Source organism: Pantoea sp. T14 (assembly GCF_036663535.1).
In the GTDB taxonomy this organism is placed as follows: domain Bacteria; phylum Pseudomonadota; class Gammaproteobacteria; order Enterobacterales; family Enterobacteriaceae; genus Pantoea; species Pantoea phytostimulans.
Window position 1 is genome coordinate 1 of sequence record NZ_JAWUEB010000016.1, and the last position, 23,388, is coordinate 23,388.

At 49.4% G+C, this 23,388-nt stretch carries 22 protein-coding genes; 17 read left to right on the forward strand and 5 right to left on the reverse strand.

The window, feature by feature from the left end; all coding sequences use genetic code 11:
• Positions 1-260 (reverse strand): amidohydrolase family protein (locus tag SC127_RS07065; protein WP_332625851.1); only part of this gene is annotated, 260 nt, incomplete at its 3' end.
• A 331-nt stretch (positions 261-591) separates the two neighbouring features.
• Between SC127_RS07065 and SC127_RS07070 the strand changes: the two genes are divergently transcribed.
• The 5 genes from SC127_RS07070 to SC127_RS07090 are packed head-to-tail and all read left to right on the forward strand — an operon-like array spanning position 592 to position 7,836.
• A complete protein-coding gene (locus tag SC127_RS07070; protein WP_215844843.1) occupies positions 592-1,284 on the forward strand; it encodes a hydrolase in 693 nt (230 codons plus the stop codon).
• A 57-nt stretch (positions 1,285-1,341) separates the two neighbouring features.
• Positions 1,342-1,593 (forward strand): DUF1427 family protein, encoded by a 252-nt coding sequence (locus tag SC127_RS07075; RefSeq protein WP_215844842.1) that lies wholly within the window; start codon positions 1,342-1,344, stop codon positions 1,591-1,593.
• 2 nt (positions 1,594-1,595) lie between these two features.
• Positions 1,596-1,850 carry a XapX domain-containing protein gene (locus SC127_RS07080; protein ID WP_243079443.1) on the forward strand — a complete coding sequence of 85 codons (255 nt, stop codon included), beginning with the start codon at positions 1,596-1,598 and terminating at the stop codon, positions 1,848-1,850.
• Between the two features lie 44 nt (positions 1,851-1,894).
• Positions 1,895-2,281, forward strand: coding sequence for a response regulator (locus SC127_RS07085; protein ID WP_215844841.1), 387 nt, complete (start codon positions 1,895-1,897; stop codon positions 2,279-2,281).
• On the forward strand, positions 2,278-7,836 hold the full coding sequence (locus SC127_RS07090) for an AAA family ATPase (RefSeq protein WP_332625852.1): 5,559 nt from the start codon (positions 2,278-2,280) through the stop codon (positions 7,834-7,836). The genes SC127_RS07085 and SC127_RS07090 overlap by 4 nt, the downstream gene beginning before the upstream one ends.
• Positions 7,837-8,259: 423 nt before the next feature.
• On the opposite strand, the gene SC127_RS07095 is transcribed toward SC127_RS07090, so the two are convergent.
• Positions 8,260-8,469, reverse strand: a complete 210-nt coding sequence (locus SC127_RS07095; RefSeq protein ID WP_332625853.1) for a YdgH/BhsA/McbA-like domain containing protein — start codon at positions 8,467-8,469, stop codon at positions 8,260-8,262.
• Positions 8,470-8,900: 431 nt separating this feature from the next.
• Here SC127_RS07095 and SC127_RS07100 point away from each other — a divergent pair, with 431 nt between their 5' ends.
• The 4 genes from SC127_RS07100 to SC127_RS07115 all read left to right on the forward strand — a co-directional run bounded on the left by SC127_RS07100 (position 8,901) and on the right by SC127_RS07115 (position 12,520).
• The gene (locus tag SC127_RS07100; RefSeq protein ID WP_332625881.1) at positions 8,901-9,365 is read left to right on the forward strand and encodes a helix-turn-helix domain-containing protein; all 465 of its coding nucleotides are present in this window, start codon (positions 8,901-8,903) and stop codon (positions 9,363-9,365) included.
• 93 nt (positions 9,366-9,458) lie between these two features.
• On the forward strand, positions 9,459-10,580 hold the full coding sequence (gene ompC, locus SC127_RS07105; protein ID WP_332625854.1) for a porin OmpC: 1,122 nt from the start codon (positions 9,459-9,461) through the stop codon (positions 10,578-10,580).
• 45 nt (positions 10,581-10,625) lie between these two features.
• Complete coding sequence (locus SC127_RS07110; protein WP_243079445.1) at positions 10,626-11,177, forward strand: NADPH-dependent FMN reductase; 552 nt, start codon at positions 10,626-10,628, stop codon at positions 11,175-11,177.
• Positions 11,178-11,500: 323 nt separating this feature from the next.
• Entirely contained in the window at positions 11,501-12,520 is a 1,020-nt protein-coding gene (locus tag SC127_RS07115; protein ID WP_332625882.1) for an alpha/beta hydrolase, read from the forward strand.
• A 177-nt stretch (positions 12,521-12,697) separates the two neighbouring features.
• Here SC127_RS07115 and SC127_RS07120 read toward each other — a convergent pair whose 3' ends face one another.
• The gene (locus SC127_RS07120; protein ID WP_332625855.1) at positions 12,698-13,186 is read right to left on the reverse strand and encodes a GNAT family N-acetyltransferase; all 489 of its coding nucleotides are present in this window, start codon (positions 13,184-13,186) and stop codon (positions 12,698-12,700) included.
• A gap of 94 nt (positions 13,187-13,280) precedes the next feature.
• Between SC127_RS07120 and SC127_RS07125 the strand changes: the two genes are divergently transcribed.
• The 6 genes from SC127_RS07125 to SC127_RS07150 all read left to right on the forward strand — a co-directional run bounded on the left by SC127_RS07125 (position 13,281) and on the right by SC127_RS07150 (position 17,823).
• Positions 13,281-14,225, forward strand: coding sequence for a LysR family transcriptional regulator (locus SC127_RS07125; protein ID WP_332625856.1), 945 nt, complete (start codon positions 13,281-13,283; stop codon positions 14,223-14,225).
• 209 nt (positions 14,226-14,434) lie between these two features.
• Entirely contained in the window at positions 14,435-14,605 is a 171-nt protein-coding gene (locus SC127_RS07130; protein WP_332625857.1) for a DUF2256 domain-containing protein, read from the forward strand.
• A 63-nt stretch (positions 14,606-14,668) separates the two neighbouring features.
• Positions 14,669-15,187 carry an O-acetyl-ADP-ribose deacetylase gene (locus tag SC127_RS07135; RefSeq protein ID WP_332625858.1) on the forward strand — a complete coding sequence of 173 codons (519 nt, stop codon included), beginning with the start codon at positions 14,669-14,671 and terminating at the stop codon, positions 15,185-15,187.
• 211 nt (positions 15,188-15,398) lie between these two features.
• Positions 15,399-15,548 carry a hypothetical protein gene (locus SC127_RS07140; RefSeq protein WP_332625859.1) on the forward strand — a complete coding sequence of 50 codons (150 nt, stop codon included), beginning with the start codon at positions 15,399-15,401 and terminating at the stop codon, positions 15,546-15,548.
• Positions 15,549-16,649 carry an NADH:flavin oxidoreductase/NADH oxidase gene (locus SC127_RS07145; RefSeq protein WP_243079451.1) on the forward strand — a complete coding sequence of 367 codons (1,101 nt, stop codon included), beginning with the start codon at positions 15,549-15,551 and terminating at the stop codon, positions 16,647-16,649.
• Positions 16,650-16,986: 337 nt separating this feature from the next.
• The gene (locus SC127_RS07150) at positions 16,987-17,823 is read left to right on the forward strand and encodes an alpha/beta fold hydrolase (RefSeq protein WP_243079452.1); all 837 of its coding nucleotides are present in this window, start codon (positions 16,987-16,989) and stop codon (positions 17,821-17,823) included.
• Positions 17,824-17,943: 120 nt separating this feature from the next.
• On the opposite strand, the gene SC127_RS07155 is transcribed toward SC127_RS07150, so the two are convergent.
• Complete coding sequence (locus SC127_RS07155; protein ID WP_332625884.1) at positions 17,944-18,393, reverse strand: HipA domain-containing protein; 450 nt, start codon at positions 18,391-18,393, stop codon at positions 17,944-17,946.
• Positions 18,394-18,755: 362 nt separating this feature from the next.
• On the opposite strand from SC127_RS07155, the gene SC127_RS07160 reads away from it, so the two are divergent.
• Together SC127_RS07160 and SC127_RS07165 are read left to right on the forward strand one after the other, a co-directional pair.
• A complete protein-coding gene (locus SC127_RS07160; RefSeq protein ID WP_243079454.1) occupies positions 18,756-19,871 on the forward strand; it encodes a metallophosphoesterase in 1,116 nt (371 codons plus the stop codon).
• Positions 19,872-20,111: 240 nt separating this feature from the next.
• A complete protein-coding gene (locus SC127_RS07165; RefSeq protein WP_332625860.1) occupies positions 20,112-21,497 on the forward strand; it encodes an FAD-binding oxidoreductase in 1,386 nt (461 codons plus the stop codon).
• A 192-nt stretch (positions 21,498-21,689) separates the two neighbouring features.
• Here the strand turns inward: SC127_RS07165 and SC127_RS07170 are convergent, their stop codons facing one another.
• Entirely contained in the window at positions 21,690-23,219 is a 1,530-nt protein-coding gene (locus tag SC127_RS07170) for a Fic family protein (RefSeq protein ID WP_332625861.1), read from the reverse strand.
• Positions 23,220-23,388: the final 169 nt, after the last annotated feature.

A 23,388-nucleotide genomic window follows, 5' to 3' on the forward strand; every position in this document is an offset into this window, starting at 1 on the left:
CAGCGCAGCTCCAGGTTGTAGTTCAGGCCGCCGCGGATCAGGTGAAGGTGAGAATCGTTGAGGCCGGGCACGGCGGTGTGGCCCTTGAGGTCAATGACCTTGGTGCCTTCGCAGTGATGCTGCATAACGTCGGCCAGGCTACCAACTTCAAGAAATTTACCGTCACGAATGGCAACGGCATCTGCGATGGGATTCGCGCGATCGACCGTATGAAACCGGCCGTTAGTCAAAATGACGTCTGCTTTACCGAGAGTAACCATTGAAACTCCTAATGAGGATCCGCAACGGCAGCGATAGCTGCGGACAAAGATATCTCCTGCTACACACGCAGGATAAATGAGTAGCGAGATTATGTTCAGGCGGCACGAAGAGCGTCTAGTTATACGAAAGGATACCTATACCTTCGTATAGTTATACCTATAGATAATAGTTTGAAGAATGAAAGGTTCCTACACTGCGCTCAGACCGTTACCGAACCAGAAGGGCAGCGGCAGAGCAACATAACGCTATTCGGATACTGGGGATGTATGTCTCTTAACGCTGATTATCCTTTTACAGAATTTATCAACACTCACCTCAATGGGCATAAACATGACTATTAGCAAACTTGAAGTACTGACGCCGCAGAACAGCCAGATTATTTTTATCGATCAGCAGCCACAGATGGCCTTTGGCGTGCAGTCAATTGACCGCCAGGTGCTGAAAAACAACGTCGTGGCGCTGGCCAAAGCGGCCAAAGTCTTCAATATCCCGACCGTCCTGACCACCGTTGAGACCGAAAGCTTTTCCGGCAACACCTTCCCGGAGCTGCTGGACGTGTTCCCGGGCCAGGACATCCTTGAGCGTACCTCAATGAACTCCTGGGATGACCAGAAAGTGCGTGACGCACTGGCCGCTAACGGCAAGAAAAAGGTGGTGGTTTCCGGCCTGTGGACGGAAGTCTGTAACAACAGCTTCGCCCTGTGCGCAATGCTGGAAGGCGACTACGAAATCTACATGGTGGCGGATGCGTCAGGCGGCACCACCAAAGAGGCCCATGACTACGCGATGCAGCGCATGATCCAGGCCGGCGTGATCCCGGTGACCTGGCAGCAGGTGATGCTGGAGTGGCAGCGTGACTGGGCACACAAAGAGACGTACAACGCGGTAATGGATATCGCGAAAGAGCATTCAGGCGCTTACGGTATTGGCGTTGATTATGCCTACACCATGGTGCACAAAGCGCCTTCCCGTCAGAAGAGCGAACACCAGACTCTGGCTCCGGTACCTGCACCGGTTCGCTAATTGCTAAGCTGGCTGGTCCGTTTCGCGGCTGGCCAGCCATTATAAAAAGGAGGGCCTATGAGTCCTTTATTAATATCTCTGGGAGCGGGCGTGTTTATTGGTCTTATTTATGCGCTGCTCAATGTACGATCTCCGGCTCCGCCGGCAGTGGCGCTTGTCGGTCTGCTGGGAATGATTTTTGGTAGTACGTTAGGTATAAAGCTGCTGCATCATGATGCCACTGCCTGGGTTCCAGCTCATGATCACAGGCTGCATGTTGTTGATAAACGTCCGGCACTCGATCTATCAAATACGCAGCAGGTGAGCTAATCATGCTGAAAACCTACGTTATTTCTTTGGTGATGGGCGTGCTGGTCGGTGTTATTTACGCCTTTATGGATGTCAACTCACCGGCTCCGCCAGTCATTGCGTTGCTGGGACTGTTTGGTATGCTGGTCGGCGAACAGATTATTCCGCTGTGTAAGCGACTGATTAATCGTCAGCCGGTAACTCTGGCTTGGTTTCGTCATGAGTGTGTGCCGAAAATTAGCGGTACGCCTCCGCCCTCTGCTGACAAACCCTCCTAAGGAAGCGCCTCAGGGAGTTGTAAAAAATATTTAAGGAAAACAGCATGCAGCTGTCGCAGCGCATTGTCATTGTTGATGATGAACGTTCTGTTCGCAGTGCCCTGACAAACCTGCTTCAGTCGGAAGGTTACTCGACGCAGTCATTTGAATCGGCAGAAGATCTTTTATGTAATGAAACAGCGCTTACGGACGCTGCGCTGTTCATTATTGATGTCCAGTTGAAAGGTATGTCTGGTTTTGATTTATTCAGAGAGCTTATCAAGAGACTGCAAAATCCCCCAGGCATTATTATCTCCGGTAACGGTGATGACAAAATGCTCTGGTACGCAATCAATTTAGGCGCCATTACTTTTATGCGAAAGCCAATTGATATTGATGCTTTATTCGATCATATCCGGCTGGAGTTTTCTATCCGGTCTTCGCGCCTATGAGTTCAATTTTATTGTCTTTACATAGCGCCGATGAAACAGACTTCGCTATCAGTGACGAAATTGTTTTCACGCCTCTGGCTCAGGAAGGCAGCGTAAATTGGTTTCTCTGTCGTCATGCCAGTTCTGGTGAAACATTTGTTTTGGCAACTGCAGCGAATGAGGAAGCGCTCTTTCAGGTAACACAACGGCTGAAAAATGAGTTTTCATTACGCAATACGTTATCTGAAAGCTGGGCGCTTAAGCCTTTAAGACAGGCTTTCTACCAGGGACGTTACTCTCTCATTTATTCCTCTTTTGTTTACAGAACGCTGGCCGACTCTTTATGCGTGCCGCCTGACACCATCAGGACCTTTTTCAACAGCGCAGCGATGCTATGTAACGCCCTCGGTAAGATGCATCAGCAAGGGCTGGTTCACGGCGACATTAAGCCCTCTAACTTTTTCTTTACCGACGAGGGCACCGTTCAGCTTGGTGGCTTCGGGCTAGCATCAATGGAGAGGGATCTCCTACAGCAAGCCCTGTTGCCAGTGTCAGGCGGAACGCTTGCCTATATGTCGCCAGAGCATACTTCACGGACAGCACACCGTGTCAGCCGGGTGAGTGATTTATACAGCCTGGGCATCGTTCTTTATGAATTACTGACGGGCAAGCTTCCTTACGGCAATGCCGAGGGCGGATTGGCAGAATGGGTTCACCACCACATTGCATCAGAAGCGCTGCCGCCGCATAGGCTGCGCAAAGACGTTCCGGTCGTGCTCTCTTCCATTATTCTGCGGCTACTGGCTAAGTCACCTGAATACCGATATCAAACGGTGGAGGGGTTACTGGCCGATCTCAAGCGCTGTGAGTCAAATCTGATGCCTGATGGGATTATTGAATCCTTTGCATTGGGTTTGCAGGATATGCAGCCTTCGACGTTATCCACTGATTCACTCTATTCCGATCACACTCAGGCAAGCGACATCCTGGCGGCATTTGATGAAGTCTGCAGCAGCGGAAAACATAGCCTGGTGGCAGTCTGCGGAGCGCCGGGTTCAGGCAAATCATCTGTGATTGCTTCGTCATTAAAAATACTGCGTAGCAAAAAAACATTGCTGACGATGGTGAAAGCAGACCAGCATTCTCCGATATTACCCTACGCAATTTTCACCTCTGCCTTCAAACAGCTGACCTTACATCTGCTGGGCCTTCCCGCTGAAGAGATGGCGCGCTGGAAAGCGCATATCTCACGCGTGCTGGGAGATTATGCCGGCCTTGCGGTGAACCTGATCCCCGATCTGGGCATACTGGTAAACCAGAAAGCAGCCTTCCAGACAGACGCCGGCTCGCTTGATGCACGAAAGCGCGTAAATCTTGTCGCATGCAGCCTGGCTAAGGCATTCACAACACCGGGAAGGCCACTGGTCATACTTATTGATGACGTTCACTGGGCTGATCAAGCGACCCTGCATTTGCTGCAGAATCTTCTGAACTCAAGCGATGATATCCCGTTGTTACTGGTGGTAACCTATCGGGACGACGCTTCGTTACCCTGTCCGGCCGTAGCCGCTAACCTTACCCGTATCCGGGCAGCCGCAAACCGCATTGTTGATATTACGCCAGAGCCGCTATCGATAAAAAATATTGCACACTGGCTGGCAGGGCTTTTTCACACCCGAAGTGCAGCAACCATAGAGCTTGCGCAAATCATTCATGAAAAAACGGCGGGTAACCCGCTTGCAGCGCGTGAGTTTTTCAGGCAAGCCGTGCAGGATAATCATATAACGCACAAAGCCCCGTCTAAATGGACGTTTGATTCTCAGGTGCTTAGAAACAGTCATTACACCGCTAATGTAGCTGCGGGGGTATTACAGCATCTGGAAACGCTTCCTCCGCCGCTTCGCAGCCTGCTGGGAAAATTAGCCTGCACAGGAAGCGCGGGTGATCTGAACATAATCAGTAATATTCTTTGTATACCTGTCGCAGAAATCAAAGCCATGCTGCTGCAAGCAGCGACAGCCAGACTCATTTCACTGACCGATACGGGTTACTCTTTTATGCATGCCAGCATGCATGAAGGCGCGCTTAATCTCATGACGGTTGAAGAGAAAGATAACTTTCATTACGCAGCCGCGCTGTATTACAGCTATGAATCCAACCGGGATATCACCAGCGCCACACTCTTCAGGGCTGCGCATCATTTAATCACTATTCAAAATACCGCACTGTTAGCCGCCGAGGCCGAGACGTTTGCACAGCTGATTTTTGACGCGAGTAAGCGGGCTAAAATTACCGGCGATTACGTTTCTGCGCTGCGTTTTTTACATACATCGCGCGCGCTCAACACCCTTTCAGGCACCAAAGATAGCGGCATGTTTATGCTTGAAGAGGCCGAATGCGAATTCTTAAACGGCAATTTAACCGCTGCGCTGGTGATAAGCTCAAAAATCCTCACGACACCCGGTGATGTGACGAATAAAGCGGAGGCTGCCAGCCTGATTGCAGAGATTCATATGCGCCAGTCGGACAGTCAGTTGGCGCTGGAAACAGCACTCGCCTGGCTGGCAGTTTTTGGCATACAGCTGAACCGTTATCCCGATAAGCAAGAGTGCGATGCAGCCAGGATATTGCTGAAAGAAGATGTGGGTAAAAACCCCTATACACGGTTCCGTTCACTGCCGCGGCTGACCTGTGAAAAGACAGAAGCTGTGATGAATCTGATGGCCAGTGCCAGCACTTTCGCTGCCTTCATCAGTCCGCGTCTTCAATTCATGATCCTGTGCAAACTGCTTCATCTGACCATGGCCCGCGGCATCAGCGGCGCTTCGACCCTTGCGCTCTCCTGGTATGGCGTTGTCTGTGGCGATCAATACGATGAATACAGCCGTGGATTCGCCAGTACACTGCTTGCGCGCGAGTTGGTCTATAAACACGACTTTGTCAGTTATAAAGCCCGAACGCTGCTGCCCCTTGACCAAGTCAGCGTATGGACGATGCCCCTGACTTACGCCATTGAGTGCGCTAAAGCGACGTTTGATGTTGCTGTTGAAGGGGGGGATCGGACATCCGCGTGCCTGGCGTTGCGTCATGTCGTTATGAATTATCTCGCACGCGGGGATCATTTGGATGGTGTACACACCTCCATCACGCGCGGGATAACTTATGTGCGTAAGGCGCAATACCCTGATGTGGAAGTGATTCTGGGCATGCAGCTTGACTACGTTATGTTCTTACGTAAGCCAAGAGGCGATACGTTTTCAGGCGACCATTTTATGACACCCGTTTTAAACTTGTTGAAGCCGGAAAATGCTATCGAACCCGTGTTGCTCATGCAGTTTTGGTCACGTCTTTACAAAGGGATGGCGCACTTTTTCGCTCATGAGTATGACTCGGCCAGTCAATGTTTTGCGAACGCAGCACCGTTGACTGAATTTATCCCGGGTCATGTGCATATGTTGGATTTCCATTTATACAGTGCGCTGGCTCTCTCCGTACCGCTTAAGCCCAACACTTTTGACGAAGAGATGCGTCAGCAGTTGATGCGCCATCTGGATAAGATCGTCACTTGGTCAAATGAGAATGAAAAAACATTTTCAGACAAGGAAGCGCTGCTGCGTGCCGAGCTGCTGAGGCTTGAGGAAAAGACAGCGCAGGCGATGGAGCAGTATGAAAAGGCCATTGAACTGTCGCGTAAAGAGCAATTTCATCACATCAATGGTCTGGCCTGCGAGCTGGCGGCTCGCTTTGCTTATGACAGAAACCTGGTGTTTGCTGGAGATGCCTACATTAAGGGTGCGCTGTCAGCATGGGAACGCTGGGGGGCTGGCGCGAAGGTGCGCCAGCTTGAAAGCTTATATCCTAATCTGGCTAATCCGAACCCACAGACGGCGCTCAACACAGTGACCTTTGAGCAAAGCGCGGTTATCAGCGATTTGCAGAGCATGGTAACGGCTATGCGTGCGCTGACAGAAGAGATCAATCTGGATCGCCTGATTCATATCCTTATGGTGATGCTGGTTGAAAGAGCCGGGGCGCAGCACTGCTTGCTTATCCGCCTGACTGACGGCGATGTACCAGAAATTCAGGCCAGGGCCACCACGACTGTTGACGGGATTCGGGTGAAAATCGTCAAAGAGCTGCCGGTCTCTACGGATCTTCCGCTTTCAATATTATCTGCAGTCATTCGCACCGGGCAGGAAATCCGCACGGGCAAACCGGAAGTGTTCAGCCCGTTCAGTCAGGACAACTATCTGGTCGCATCTGGTGCTGCGGTCATGTGCGTGCCGATGTTCAGGCAAGCACAAATGGTCGGGGTGCTTTATCTGGAGAATCGTTTGATGCCGGACGTATTTACCGCCGAACATTCAAGGATAGTGTCGATGCTGGGCGCGCAGGCCGCTGTTTCACTTGAGACTGCTCGTTTGTACGCCGAGCTGGTGGATGAAAACATCCAGCGTCGGAAAATTGAAAAACAGCTTCGCGCCAGCCAGACCTCGCTGATGCTCGGTGAAAAAATAAGTAATACCGGCACGTGGCATTGGCTTCTGGATCCAGACATACAGCTGATTTCAGATGAATATAAACGCATTATGGGCCTGCCCGCCGAACAGAGCAGCACGTCAATGGTTGAATTCCAGAGTCGTGTTCACCCAGATGATATTCACTGTCTTAAAGCGCTGATAGAAACGAGTGTTCGTGATGGTGTCAGCATGAAGGCTGAATTCCGCATCATTCGGGATGATGGTGAATGCCGGTACATTAAAGGCATTGGCGAGCCCGTCGAAAACTGGCCAGAAGTGGCGGAATATTTTGGCACGCTGACGGACATCACGGCGCAACGCCACTCTGAGGATGCTGTCAGGATTGCTCAGGCTGAACTTGCCCGCGTCGCGCGCGCCACGACTGTCGGGCAGCTAACATCCTCTATCGCACATGAGATCAATCAGCCGCTGATGTCTATCGTGGCCAATGCCGGTGCCAGCCTACGCTGGCTGAAACGTGAACCTTCGCAACTCGAGAATGCCAGTCAGAGTCTGGAAGAGATTATCAAGGAAGGTCGCCGGGCGGGGGAGATCATTCGTGGGTTGCAGGCGCTCACCCGTAATAACGTCTCTGAATTTGCCCCCGCCAGGCTTCATCTGCTAGCACGTGATATTTTAACCCTATCGCGTCTTGAACTTGAGCGTCGACACGTTGCGCTGGAGCTGGCTTTTAAAGCGGAACTGGATGAGATATTTTGCGAGAGCGTACAGATACAGCAGGTTCTCCTTAACCTGGTTATCAATGCTATTGAAGCAATGACTGATAATCAGGGCGCACGTATTCTGCGACTCGCTTCCTCCCATCCCGCTGATAACCTTATTAAGATTGAAGTCGCAGATAACGGTACAGGTCTGGCAGAAGAGGTTATCGGTAAAATTTTCGACTCTTTCTATACCACCAAAGCGGAAGGGATGGGAATGGGGCTCACCATCTGCAATGAAATTATCAAACGACACGGCGGGGTACTTTGTGCTGAAAACCGGCAGGACGGAGGAAGTCTGTTCTGGTTTACGCTTCCGTTGAATATAGCGTAAGCGCGTTAACGTAACCCTCCCGGCGTGTCCCGCGGGAGGTTTTTTTAATTAATTCTATTTAAATTAAATATTATCTGACTAAATTGACCACGTTATAATCAGTTAATACGCTTGGCTTGATGATATTTATCATTATTATTTGTGTCTGGATAAATAATGATAAATATCCTGTCAGCGTCGCGCTATCTATTTTAGACGTTCCTTTCAAATTATCTCAACAGCTTATGGGCTTATGAGTGATTCGATAGCGTGTTAACCGTTCTGCCAGAAATACGGTTTTGTTCGCCCGGACGGCTGCATTTTTTTAATGTGATTAAGTAAAGTGCGACAAAGAGCAGCACAACACAATTTTTGAGCATATTCATCTTATTCTCTCCATTGAATACGGCCGCAGGCTTAACGCTTTAGCTGCGGCCCTTTTCATCACTTAACCAGCTCTGCTGAGATATAAGCACCGTTTGTAAAGCGTGCGCTGGTGATCTTATATGAAGTGCCCGCTTGCTTGGCCTGAAGCGCAATTTTAGCTTCAGCACTATCAAGCGTCGAGGCGCTTGCAGTCACGCTCTGCGCAAAACCTGAGAAAGAGAACAAAGAAAAAGCAGCTAAAGCAACAATGTTTTTGACGATATTCATGGTCGGTTCCTTATTGAGATTTTCAGTTTATGAGACGATTTGTCTCGATGGAATGAATAGTAGGTCGATAAGGTTCCGGTTAAAATAGCTGTTTTGTGGTGAAGTAAATCAAAATATTTGAACCTTCATTGTCAGTAAAAATTTTATCGATAGACGGGTTTTGCTCAGACAGTCAACCGCCAGGTTGAATATTTAGGGTATGTCATACTTCACAGCCATTTATAAAGAACAAGGCCGCATAAAAGTTAAGTTCTCCTGTCAGCGGCTTTTTCAATTATCTCTTCGTATAACTATCTGTTTGTATACCTATCCCTTTGTATAACTTCCTTTTGCTTAAAGCAGACCTGATAATTTATCCACCTTAAGTTCGCTCAGTCATTGCGCTAAGCGCACTTTATATCGAGTTAACCGAACGGGAAATCGATGTGAACATGACTCATCCTGGCGAGAAGATGATTACGGTACGCAGTAAAATTGTGGATACCGTAGTCAGGGACCTGCTTCCATGGATTGAAGATAATTTGTCTGATGAAACGATACGGGTGAAAACGGTCACGCAACGAAGTGGCTATGGGCATTGGCATTTTCAGCGGGTATTCAGAGTGCAAATGGGGTGTAACCTTGCTGAGTACATCCGGCTGCGAAGAATTTCCAAGGCAGCCTTTTCAGTCGCCTTTACCAATAGAGATATTCTCGACATAGCCATTGAAAATGGCTTTACCAGTCAACAAAACTTTAGCCGAATTTTTAAAAAGTATCTTCTGATTGCACCGACGATATTCAGAAAAGAGTGTTCAGCCCAGGAAGTCGCGTTCAGGGAGATCACGCGAAATTTGCATGAGAATCATATTTGCCAGATATCGAAGCAAATGTTTTTTAATGAATTAAGAAAATAAAATTTTTAGGTAGAAATTAAAAGATCCGCTGGGGTAGTTGAGATTCGAAGCAAATATTTAGACTTAATGTTTATGCCGCACCAAGAGGAATTAATGGATATAAAATATTTGGCGCTTATGGCGTCCTGCATCATTTTGTCGGGGAATGTCTCTGCGGCCGAAATCTATAATAAAGATGGCAACAAGCTTGACTTATATGGTCTGGTATCGGGGTTGCATTATTTTAGTGATGACGCCAGTCAGGATGGCGATCAGTCCTACATGCGTATTGGATTTAAGGGCCAAACCCAGATTTCAGACCTGATCACCGGCTACGGCCAGTGGCAGAGCCAGTTCAACGCTAACCAGCCGGAGAGCGACAGCAACTCCATGTTCACCCGTCTGGGCTTTGCCGGTATTAAGGTAGGCAGCTACGGATCATTTGATTATGGCCGCAACACCGGCGTGCTTTATGACGCGCTAAGCCTGACAGATATGCAGCCGGAATTTGATGCCCTGACTTATAACACCGATCAGTTTATGTTTCGCCGCGGAAACAGCCTCGCCACTTACCGAAATAGCGATCTTTTCGGCTTAATCGATGGCCTGGACATCACACTGCAGTATCAGGGAAAAAATGACGGCGATGGTGAGCCTGGCGCTCGCGACGTGTTGCGTCAGAACGGTGACGGATATGGTATGTCGGTTTCTTACGCTTTTGGCGACGGGTTTAAGGCCGTGGGTGCTTTCACAAATTCCGATCGTACCCGTGAGCAGAATGGCAGCAGCGGCATTATGGGGCGCGGTGACAGGGCAGAAGCCTACTCTGCAGCGCTAAAATATGATACGAACAATGTCTATCTGGGCGTGATGTACACGCAGGCGTATAACGCCTCACGCTTTGGCTCTAGCGCAAATGCTGGCGTGTATGGCTACGCCAATCAGTCAGACATCTTTGAGGCCTTTGCGCAGTATACGTTTGACTCAGGATGGGTTCCCTTCATTGCTTATAACCAGGCGCGCGCTAAAGACCTGGGAATGGCCGGTAACGGTAGAACGTATGGCAATCAGGATCTCGTGAAGTTTATCGATTTTGGCGGCTCCTATCTGTTCAACAAAAACATGCTGGCGTACGTGGATTACAAGCTGAACCTGATTGATAAAAGTGATTTTTCCGAGGCGGCAGGCGTATCAACCGATGACATCCTGGCCGTTGGCCTTGTCTATCAGTTCTGATAACCCAGCCTGCATAACATGAATATGAAAACCCTGAGGGCAAACATGAACACGCCAGACCTTAAATTTGTCACGCTGACCTGCAGCTTGCGTACCGGCTCTGTTAACGCAATCATTGCCAATACTTTGCCGGAGCTGGCTCCAGAGGGCGTCTCTTTTACGCCGCTCGGTTCTCCTGGTGAATTTCCGCATTACAGTTCCGATACAGAAGCGGCGGGTTTTCCCGAGGAAGTGCTAGCCATGGCTGAAAGTATTATCCAGGCCGATGGGCTTATCATCATTACACCCGAATACAACCATTCGATACCAGGCGTGTTGAAGAATGCACTGGATTGGTTGTCACGCGTATCCCCTCAACCGATTGCAGGTAAACCGGTTTTGATTCAGTCAGCTTCACCCGGGAAGTTAGGCGGTGTCAGAGCGCAGATACATCTGCGGCAGATTCTGGGCTATTTCGATGCCCGCATAATGAATAAACCTGAGGCCATCATTGGTGATGTCAGCGAGAAAATCAGCGGTAATAGGCTGACAGATGAGAATACGCGGGCTTTTCTGGCACGTCAGTTAACGGCTTTTACCGAGTTTGCTGCAAAGTGAGTTGTCGCTGAATAAGGCGCAGAGAGCATTACAGTATTTTCTCTGCGCTTTTATTTACACGCAATTCACGGGTGCAGGCGCTGAATTTTACTTATTCCGGCCATGTTGCATGCCGGAAATGAACACGCGTTTATGTCAGTAATTAACATATTAATGAATCCCGAACGCCTTATATGACGACAGGCTTTTGTGATCTATCAATACCAATGAAATTTAATTGAGATCCCCGCATTGAGTGGTGCGTTATATATCAGTTAATAACCTGATTTTTGGCAACCGTATATAGCGCAACATTTAACTGCAATTAATGACAGGGAATTATGATGAATATAAAAATGAAAGTAGGCGCCTTGCTGCTGGCTGCTCAGATCTCGGCTGCTTATGCTGCAACGGCAGATAACACACCTGCACCTACTGCGGGTGTAGCACGTTTTCTAACTGTGCTGAACAGCAGCGGCGGTAAGCCTATTGAGCAACTCTCACCGAAAGCGGCACGCGACGTGCTGATTGGTGCCCAGAAAGGCGTTAAACTTCCCCCGGCTGTGGTAACTGAAAAAGTCATCAATGTCTTGGGCAAACCCTTAACGCTTACCGTAGTGAAACCTGAAAACACGTCGGGGACGCTGCCTGTGTTTATGTTTTTCCATGGCGGTGGCTGGGTTCTGGGTGATTACCAGACGCACGAGCGTTTAGTGCGCGATCTGGTCAATGAGTCTGGTGCGGCGGCGGTATTTGTAAATTATACGCCTTCTCCAGAAGCGCATTATCCTGTCGCCATTACGCAGGCGTATGAAGCGACTAAATGGGTTGCTGAGCACGGCGCTGAAATTGGTGTTGATGGTTCACGCCTGGCGTTGGTCGGAAACAGTGTCGGCGGTAACATGGTTGCGGCAGTAGCGCTGCAGGCAAAGCAATATCACACGCCAGCCATCCGTTATAGCGTTATGCTTTGGCCCGTTACTGATGCAAATTTTGACGATGCTTCATACCAGCAGTTTGCTGAAGGACATTTCCTTAGCCGCAATATGATGAAATGGTTCTGGGACAGCTACACCACTTCCGAAAAAGATCGTAATAACATCTTTGCCTCTCCGTTACGGGCAACCGCTGAGCAGTTGAAAGGCTTACCGCCAACCCTGATTCAGACAGCCGAACTGGATGTATTACGTGATGAAGGCGAAGCATTTGGACGTAAGCTTGATGCGGCGGGTGTCCCTGTTACCGTGACCCGCTATAACGGGATGATCCACGACTACGGCTTACTTAACGCGTTGAGTCAGGAACCCACGGTACGAACGGCACTACAGCAGGCGTCTTCAGAAATCCGTTTGCATTTGAAGTAAATAACCCTGCCAGCCTCAGGGCTGGCATGATGTTTTCACTCATGATGCCTATGAGTGAACATCGAACCTATCCCGTTCTATCGCCGGTTATCATTCACCGACCTCTCGTTTACACCATCATTGCCGTAAGTCTTTGCAACGGAACGCCAGTTAAGAGGGTTTTGCCTGACAACGGCTTCAGTTAGCGCCAGCTTCAGCAAACTTCTGTAAAGCTGCACCATCAAGGCGATAACGAACCCATTCATTTAAGGGCAGGGCATCAATGCTGAGATAGAAATCTTTAGCGGACTGATCCCAGTTCAGGACACTCCATTCAATACGACCACACTGACGTTTTATCGCCTGCTGTGCGATGAACTGAAGCAGGGCTTTACCTGCGCCTAAACCGCGGTAATTTGGAGAGAAATAGAGATCTTCCATGTATAAACCGCTGCGTCCCAGCCAGGCTGAATAGCTGGTTGATACCACAGCATATCCGGCAGTGATCCCGTCAATCTCACAAATGAAGGCTTCAGTATTACTATTGGAACCAAACAACGTATTCCTGATCTCCTCTGCGTTTGTTAGAGGTTGCTGCAGACCCTGCTCGTAAATGGATAATTCAACGATCATGTTGTAGATAATTTCTGCATCTTCGGGATACGCCTGTCGAATAGTCACGCCCATAAGTTATCGCTTTCTCAATAAGATTGAAGCTAACCAGCATAATCGTTATTGTTCGATGAAATAAGTGCAATAAAATCAACGAAAGGTGAATCTCATGCATCATGTGCTGAGGAGACTTGATTTAAACCTTCTGCCGGTTTTCGACGCCGTTTTCAGGCATAACTCAGTGAGGCTGGCCGCGATAGAGCTTTCTATGAGCACGTCCGCGCTAAGTCATGCACTTTCCAGACTGCGGGAATTTCTAAAAGATCCGCTGTTTTATCGGGACGGTCATAAAATGTGTCCCAGCGTCTATGCTTGCCAGTTAGCGCCCTACATTGCTGAAGCACTCATGGCGCTTAATAAGCATCTTTGTCCCGCTCAGCCCTTTAACCCACGAACCAGTGACGTCAGCTTTAAAATTGCCGTTACGGATTACACGGCCTTTTGCTTATTTCCCGGCCTAATGAAGGCGCTAAAAGACGAAGCGCCACACCTGAGTTTTGAGCTCTGCCATTTACCCCACAATCCGGCTCTCAATGAATTACTCGCCGGTGAGATTGATATGGCGCTTAGCTTCAGCGAGCCGGGCGGACTTAATCATCCCGATTTGGAGGAAACGGATTTATTCAGCGACGAGTTTATCGTCATCAGCACTGAGCAGCGTTCCAGCCTGGATTTGGCCGAGTATCTGTCTGCCGGGCATTTAGTCGTTACGCCCTGGAATGAAAAGCAGGGGCTGCTTGATTCACACCTTGAACGGTTGGGGTTAAAACGCAAAGTTGTCATTAAAACCCCGTCAATGCTTGGCGCTCCCTTCATTATTGCGGAAAGCGAACTGCTGATGGCAATTCCCTCTTATGTGGCGAGCAAAATTTCACAGACCGCCAAGGTCAGGATCTTCAAACTCCCTTTTGAGGCACCCAGATTCACAGTGAAAATATACTCACACAAACGAAGCGGTAAAAGAGAGCCGACGGAATGGATTAAATCAAAAATTGTTAGATCGGTAACGGAGAAAGAATATTGTTATACCTCCGTAGAATGTCGCGAAGGTTAACTATTTCGGAAAAAATCCAGGTATTCAACGCACCTTAATCATCAAATTTCGGCACCCGCCAGATCCGCGACGGGTGCGCACGCTTTCCCTGTACATTTGCTGCCTCAGTTAATCTGCGCGGCCAGATCTTATCAAATCCGTAAGCTAAAATGAGGTAGTGAGTTGACGTAAAAAGACTAAAAACGTAGCGCTAGATTGATGGGACAGGTATGACCGAATTTAAAGGCAATAAAAAAGCGTTACCTGTGCGTTATTGCAAATGCTGCATGAAACCGATGACCTGGCGTAAGAAATGGGAAAGGTGTTGGGATGACGTGCAATATTGCTCCGAGCGATGCCGACGGCAGAGAAAGCAGCAGGTTGTCAGCAACGTTGAATGAAAAACGTCATAGCAGGCAGCTTTAGGCGGAAAAGCACTCTGTAAGTCTGAATAGGGGGAAAGAATGAACAAAATAACCTTGTTACAAGGCGATATAACCAAAGTCTCTGCTGAAGCTATTGTGAATGCAGCTAACTCGTCGTTATTGGGCGGCGGCGGTGTTGATGGGGCAATACATCGTGCGGGGGGGCCAGCGATTTTGGCAGAGTGTCAGATAATAAGGAACCGCCAAGGCGGCTGTAAGGTAGGGGATGCTGTCATCACAAAAGCCGGTAACCTACCCGCTGATTATGTCATTCATACGGTAGGGCCACGCTGGCAAGATGGGCATCACGGCGAAGATGAACTGTTGAGAAGTGCCTACTTAAATTGTTTTAAAATTATCGATGAATATGACATTAAAACCGTCTCTTTCCCAAACATCAGCACCGGAATTTATCATTTTCCCAAAGAGCGGGCCGCTAATATTGCTCTGGATGTGATTACGCGTTGTTTGCGTGAAAATGCCAAAATAGAAAGGGTTAATTTAGTCTGTTTTGATGCAGATAATTACAACCTGTACTCAGCTCTAATGGCTGAATAGAGAGGGGGTTAGATTCACCGCCTGTTTTTAAAGCTTACTATCGATATAAATTAATATTCATTGAACGTGCTCACGCAAAAACACAATGGCCTCTTCGCTATGTCGTGAAAGCGGCCATCCTGCCCGGTGAATCAGCCAGAGGGTATCAACGACCCTGTATATCCATGGGAATGCCGAACAGTGGCAACATTTAACACCGCAAGCTCAGCTAATGCTTATTGCGCTGGCCCAAGGCAAACTACTGGGTGAGACGGTGCTAACGTTCTCGTTAGAAAAATTGCCAGAGCAATTGCTCGCGCTGAAATATCGCAGCTTTAGCGGCAAAGTTGTTATTGAAATTGATACTAATAAAGAGGCTTGAATGTCAGGGTTATTCTCTCCGTTTTCATTGAAAGATGTCACATTACGCAATCGAATTGCCGTTCCGCCGATGTGCCAGTACAGCGCCGAAGACGGCGTGGCTAATGACTGGCATCGCGTGCACTACACCAGCCTTGCGCGTGGTGGTGCGGGTTTAGTTATCGTCGAAGCTACGGCTGTTTCCCCAGAAGGGCGGATTACGCCAGCTTGCCTCGGCATCTGGAATGACGCGCAGGCCGCTGAACTGGCCCACATCGCACGTGAAATCAAAGCGGCAGGCGCGGTGCCTGGCATTCAGATTGGCCATGCAGGACGTAAAGCCAGTGCCAACAAACCGTGGGAAGGCGACGATCATATCGCGGCGGAAGATGGACGTGGTTGGGATACGATCGCTCCCTCGGCCGTTGCTTTTGGCAACAACCTGCCGCAGGTGCCTGCAGAGATGACGCTGGATGATATCGCCCGAGTGCGTAATGACTTTGTGCTGGCTGCAAAGCGCGCGCGCGATGCTGGTTTTGAATGGCTGGAGCTGCATTTTGCACATGGTTATCTGGCACAGAGCTTCTTCTCTGTTCACGCTAATAAGCGTACCGATCAATATGGCGGTGATGCTGCGGGCCGCAGTCGTTTTCTGAATGAAACGTTTAATGCCGTGCGTGACATTTGGCCCGAAAATCTGCCCTTAACCGCGCGTTTTGGTGTGCTGGAATTTGATGGCCGTGACGAAGAAACGTTAGAGGAGTCTATTGCGCTGACTAAACAATTACGTTCAGCCGGCTTGGATTTGCTCAGCGTGAGTATTGGATTCTCAACACCGGATGCAAACATTCCGTGGGGACCCGCATTCCTCGCCCCGATCTCGGCGCGTGTGAGAAAAGAAGCTCAGATCCCGGTTGCTTCTGCCTGGGGTATTGATTCGCCGGTTATCGCCAATCAAACGATTGAAAAAGGTGAACTGGACTTGGTGATGGTAGGCAGAGCGCACCTTGCTAATCCAAATTGGGCCTACAATGCCGCACTCGCGTTGAAAAAAGAGAAAGCATCGTGGGTATTACCCGCGCCTTATGCACACTGGTTGGATCGCTATCGCGTGAGTGAATAAGATGTCGGGTATCGTCAGCTTTATTATGGCGATACCCGATCATTCTAATGGCTTAATAATACTTAACTCACTGTTTATAGCTTATTTTTTACAGGCTAAAACCCGCCGACTCTCCGCTCTTTAGTCCTAAACGGCACAAACAATGATCATTGATACTCATATCTAAACTACCTTTTATCTCATGCGTACAGCGACGGAGGTGATGAACACCTTTTTAGATTCGCTGCCTATCTCTTTGAACACTTGATGTTTTAGCCCCACTTCTCGCGCCCCTGTCTCATACGCAAAGCCAAGCATCCGTATAGATTTTTCTTCGTTCAACTGAGGAGTTCGCACTATGTCATTCGTAACGACCCAAGACGGTGTAAATATCTTTTTTAAAGACTGGGGCCCCAAGAATGCAAAACCCATTGTCTTTCATCATGGATGGCCGTTAAGCGCAGACGATTGGGATACACAGATGTTATTTTTTCTGGAAAAAGGCTTCCGCGTTATTGCTATTGATCGTCGCGGGCATGGCCGCTCGGATCAAGTGAGTGATGGACATGATATGGATCATTACGCCGCTGACGCTTCAGCCGTTGTTGAACATCTGGATTTAAAAGACACGGTTCACATCGGTCACTCGACCGGAGGCGGAGAAGTTGCACGCTACGTAGCGCAGTATGGCCAGCCACAAGGTCGGGTTGCGAAAGCGGTTTTAATCAGTGCGGTTCCTCCCTTAATGGTCAAGACAGAGAACAATCCCGGCGGTACGCCGATCGGCGTTTTTGATGGCTTTCGCAGTGCGCTCGCGGCTAACCGCGCTCAGTTCTTTCTCGATGTTGCGTCTGGACCTTTTTACGGGTTTAACCGAAGTGGCGCAGAACTCTCGTTGGGAACGATTCAGAACTGGTGGCGCCAGGGTATGAACGGCAGTGCTAAAGCGCATTACGAAGGGATTAAGGCCTTTTCGGAAACCGATCAAACTGATGATCTCAAGGCCATTACCGTTCCGACGCTCATTCTGCAAGGTGATGACGATCAGGTCGTTCCTTATAAGAATGCCTCTGTTCTCCAGGATGAGTTGTTAACCAATGGCACGCTTAAAATTTATCCCGGCTATCCTCACGGCATGCACACTACCCATGCAGATGTGATTAACGCTGACTTACTTGCCTTCATCCAGTCTTAAAATCTCTCTCAACTGAGAGGCGTTTTATCCCTGCCTTTCAGTTGATTTTTCAGAGTTCTTCATCTTATTTCAGTTAAGCCGAGTGAAGATATAGGTCGAGATAGCAGCGTGACAGCTTAGCTAAAGCGCCTTAATCGCGGCTTCAATTTTCGCTTCCGTTGATTTAATCACAGCCGAGGGAATCGCATCACCCAAGGCAATGGCGGTGGCCACAAACGAGGCCGCCACGTCGCAAACTTCCTCAATGATTGTGTTCAGCGTTTTTTCGCTAATATCTGCAGCTTTTGCAGCCTTAATGAGCGCCTTACGACTGATTTGACTGCCGTAGCCCGCTACTGAAGAGTGATGTTGACCGCCCGGCCCCATTTGAAAGGTAAGGTCATAGGCGGGTGAAACTTGCCACTCTTCGGCCTGATTGAGCGTAAACGCGAAGTTTTTGGCGTTGTCATCTTGGTTGTTCATGATCACATTAAACACCATGCGACGCGCCTGGACTTCTCGCTCTGCCGCTGAACGGGTGATCATTCCCGTTGCCCGCAGGATGTCAGTGTAATTAAGACAGGGTTGCAGAAAGCAGCATTAAAAATGCAGCAGCATAAAAAGCCACCTGATAGGAACAGTTTCTGGCTATGCTGAGCCCTGACATGGATGAGCCATGTGGAGAAAAATGTATAGCGTGCTCAATGGCAGAGCTGGCGAAAGAGATGTGCGGCAGCGCGCGCCTGCGAAGGATACCGTGATTCCCCCACGCAGGCGGCGCAGTACAAACGACAGCGTCAGATCAGCGCCCGGCGCGGTTGATGGCAACCCTGACAGACGGCCTATCCAGGTCTTTAACCTAGTCCGTTCTGTAACGTTTCAACCACAAACTCCAAAAATGCGGGTTAATTTTTTTGCGCTGAATGCGCGTATTTGAACCAGGGAAGAGAGTGATGTTTCATCTGATTTTCAGCATACCGAGCTGGTATGTTATCGCACGTTTTGTTTTGCCATTAGCCATGCCGCTGGTGTTAAAAGTTATCTTATCCTTGCTGGTGTTGCTGGCTTCACAATATCTTTTGATAAGCCGATTTACTGCGGGCGGTATTTTTTCACCTGAAATGCCCCGAACGGTGATCATTCTGTTCAACTGGGCCTTCAGTGCGGTTTTATTTCTCGCTATGACGCAATTACTGATTGATGCGGTTACGGTGATGTCGCTGTTGTTCCGACATCCCCTGGAGATTGCGCCCGGTGTGCGTTACCTGGCAGCGCTATTTGCTATTGCGCTTGGCGCGATAAGCGTTCATCAGGCGATACGCGTTCCCCCGGTAAAAGATGTGACCATTGAAATCGAGAACCTTCCTGCTGAATTCGAAGGTTACCAGTTGCTTCAGCTGACCGATTTGCACATCACTAAGCTCTTTAATGCCACATGGACTGCGGCGCTGGTGAAAAGAGCGATGTCGCTTAACGCGAACCTAATCGTTGTTACAGGTGATGTGATTGATGGCACCCTGCAAAACCGCAGAGCAGATGTTGAGCCGCTGCGTGGGTTGAATGCGCCAGATGGTGTGTTTGCCATCACTGGGAATCACGAATATTTCTTTGAGCAGGAACGATGGACCGATCATCTGGCTTCACTGGGGTTGCATCCGTTGCTGAACAGCCACGCGATCATCAAACGGGATGGCGCAGAGCTGGTGATTGCCGGCCTGCCTGATGCTTCAGCATCTCGAAGAAATACGATCGGCCCGGACCTGACGAAAGCGCTAAGAGGTGCACCGGAAAATGCGCCGGTGATTCTGCTCGATCACCAACCACGTAATGCCCGGCAAAATGCGCTGCAGAAAGTCGATTTACAGCTCTCTGGCCATACACATGGTGGTTTGATTGTCGGATTTGATCGGCTGTTTGCTAAACCCAACGCGGGTTTTGTTTCGGGTTTGTACAATGTAGATGGCATGCAGCTCTACGTGAACAACGGAACTGCGCTGTGGCCAGGCGTGGCGGTGCGATTAGGGCGCCCATCAGAGTTGACCCGCATTACATTGCAGCGAAGAAAATAAGTGCCGAAAGCGGGGGGTCGATCACTGATTCAGGGATAGGGTTGACCCGCTTTCGCACCGCAGACCTCCTTTTGCATGTCATATCCCATCGCGCGCAGCGCAGCCTCAGTCAGATAAGTGGTCCAGTGCTGATCCTGATTACAACCAACGTAAATAAACTCCCTAATTAATACCCCTCAAACCATCAGGATTTGGGAAAACCGCCATAATTAGTAGGAATACACATTGGTGGAGACAATCATGGAGGCTTTACTAAAGGCAGATATCGACGAATTCAAAACGCATTTCTTGGGCGAGGTGGTTCTTCCTGACGATGCAAACTACGACGAAGTGCGCCAGATCTGGAATGCCATGATCGACCGAAAACCCACGCTGATCGCCCGCTGCACATCACCTGAGGATGTCGTTCAGGCCATCCAATTTGGGCGCACGCAAAATCTTCTTATCTCGATCCGAGGAGGTGGACACAACATTGCAGGTAATGCCGTATGCGACGACGGCCTGATGATCGACCTGTCGCTGATGAAGGGAGTACACGTAGACCTGACCGCCAAAAGGGCCAGCGTCGAGCCAGGCTGTACCCTTAACGAGTTTGATGAGGTCGTGCAGGAACATGGGCTTGCCACGCCCCTGGGCATCAATTCGACTACAGGTGTGGCCGGCCTGACACTCGGCGGCGGGTTCGGCTGGCTGAGTCGGAAGTACGGTATGACCGTAGACAATCTGCTTTCCGCAGAGGTCGTCACGGCAGATGGCAGTCAACTGCACGCCAGCGATTCAGAAAACGCGGATCTCTTTTGGGGGCTTCGAGGTGGCGGCGGTAATTACGGTGTTATTACTCGCTTCGAATTCCAACTCCATCCCGTTGGGCCGAACGTACTGAGTGGGCTCATCGTCTTTGCGTTTGATCAGGCAAAGCAAGTGATCTCGCAGTTCGCCCAATTCACCGAGACGATGCCGGATGAGCTCAATGTTTGGATGGTCACGCGCAAGGCACCTCCGCTACCTTTCCTGCCTGAGGCATTTCACGGGAAAGAGATGATCGCGCTCGCTCTGTGCTATGTGGGCGACCCTAAAGAGGGAGAGAAGCTTATCGAGCCGCTGCGCGGGTTTGGCACGGTGCTCGGCGAGCACATCGGCGTGCAGCCTTATATCGCCTGGCAGCAGGCATTCGATCCGCTTTTGTCAAAAGGAGCACGCAACTACTGGAAGTCTCACAACTTCTCGCAAATCAGTGACGGTGTTATCGATGCCATTATCGAATACGCGGCCAGATTACCGTCACCTCAGTGTGAGATATTTATCGCAACAATAGGAGGCCAGACAGCCAGCGTAGCGCCCGAGGCAATGGCCTACTCAAGCCGGGATGCCAATTACGTGATGAATGTGCACGGTCGCTGGGAGACCGCCGCCGAGGATGCACACTGCATCGCCTGGGCGCGCGAATTCTTCGCTAAATCACAACCGTTTGCCAGCAGTGGTGCTTACATCAACTTCCTCACCGAAGAGGAGACCGACCGTATTTCTTTCGCTTACGGAGCCACCTACAATCGACTGGTGGAGCTCAAGAATAAGTACGACCCGACGAATCTCTTTCGGATGAATCAGAACATCAAGCCGGTATGAGGCCAGCTATTGCGCCTAACAACAGTATGTAGCCCGCACGCTACGCATACTGAAGATGCTAAACGTTAGGCGCAGTAACGATGCACTTTTGTTGGCCAGATTTTGCCAGGCGGCAGCTTTTTAGGGGTTAAGATGGTTTCAACGTCATTCTCATTTGAAACAGCCGCTTGTCCGTAAAAGCCACTTCTAACGCTAAATGTCATCATCCTCAAAAGCGGATCTCACGGCATCCACAACGCGTTGCGCGCGCGTTATATCCTCAAGCTGTGGATAATCCTTTTTCAGTTTGCCGGATAGCCGCCAGCCGTTTTCTTTCAGTGAACGGATGATGCGATTGGCATCCTGATCCGGCATTTCAAGCACGTCTTTGAGTCGCTCTTGTGCCTTCTGGAAAATCACCAGAACTCTTGCTTCATCAGCCATTTCAGTGCGCACCGTATGCTCAATCACACGGGCGGTATACAGCACATGTTCTGTTAAATCGGGATAGCGCCAGGCGAAACGTGCATCCTCATAATCAGTGAAATAGAAGTTACTCGGCGTGCCGTCTTCATAGTGAATAATCTCACCAAAACGATACGAGGTTGCGTATCTGCGCATCAATCGCTTCGAAAAAACTTCAAGCGTACGATCATACCCAACGCGAAAATTCAGTGAGCTGGTGATGGTGGCAGAGACCGGCAGAATGACGCCATCCGGCACTGCGCGATCGCGTATTAAGGTATCGTTAATTAAAAAACGATGAATACGGCCATTCCCATCGCGCATCGGATGAATGTAAACGAAGCCAAAGGCGATAACACCAGCGCGGGCCAGAGGCTCAGCACCTCGTGTAGCCAGCTCAAATTCTTTAAGTCCATTCATGAATTCCGGGACATCTTCAAACTGCGGGGCAACGTAATGGACGATGTCTTCACGCATCGTTGCTTGCCCAACAAAAACGGGCGAACGCCGCAAACCCAATCCCAGTGCATCATGCCCGAGTATTCCTTTTTGCAGGGCATGCAGGCTGGTATCGCTTAGAGGATCGTCAATCTGACCACAATATTGAGCAATAACATGGGCAAACCGCTGTATACGATCTGCCTGATCGGCTTCTTTCTCTATCAGAAAACTGGCTCGGGACTCTTTGAAGGTGAGCCAACTGGCTGTACGCATCAGGATATCCGCGCCGAAAATGTTATCTAAATCGGCCAGTGCGGCTGTCACATCAAACGATAACGCCGTCTTTACTGCGGGTGTACGACGAACGAGTGGGCAGAAACCGGCTGACCCCGGCAAATTGTCATTGATGCGCCAGCGTTTCGCTCTTTTTACTGCGGTTCGCGTGAGATATTTTTTAGGTGAAATAGCATCGACATAGCCTCCATTTGTCACATCCGGCACATTCAATGTCACGCCCGTCAGCCATTCATACAGAAACCCCGTTCGGCGAGCATATTGCCCAAAAGGCTCGCGCCGACACCACATCTCGATGGGTTCAGGGCCGGTTGCGGTAAAAAGTCTGGCAAAGAACTCCAGATGAATCTCTTCGTATTTGAGTCCAAACTCAAAGTGACCGGAGAAATCGTCATTAGGGCGATAACTTGGCGGATATTTGTTTTCTACGCGGTCATTACTGTCATGGCTGCTTCGTACTGTGCCAATAGATGACTCAACACGTAGAGGCTGAGCCAGCTCAATCCCATAATGTTTTGAAAGCGCTTTGAAACCCACCAGCATCGACCAAACTCCCTAACACTTGAATAAAAATGATAATGAAATAGAAATCTACCGCGAAAACGATAACAGGGCGAGCGGGTAAGCGATAAATAAAGTGTAGATTTGTTAATAAAATCGGTTTTATGAATGAAAACGATAACACATTGATGGATGAGCTTAACGAGTGATG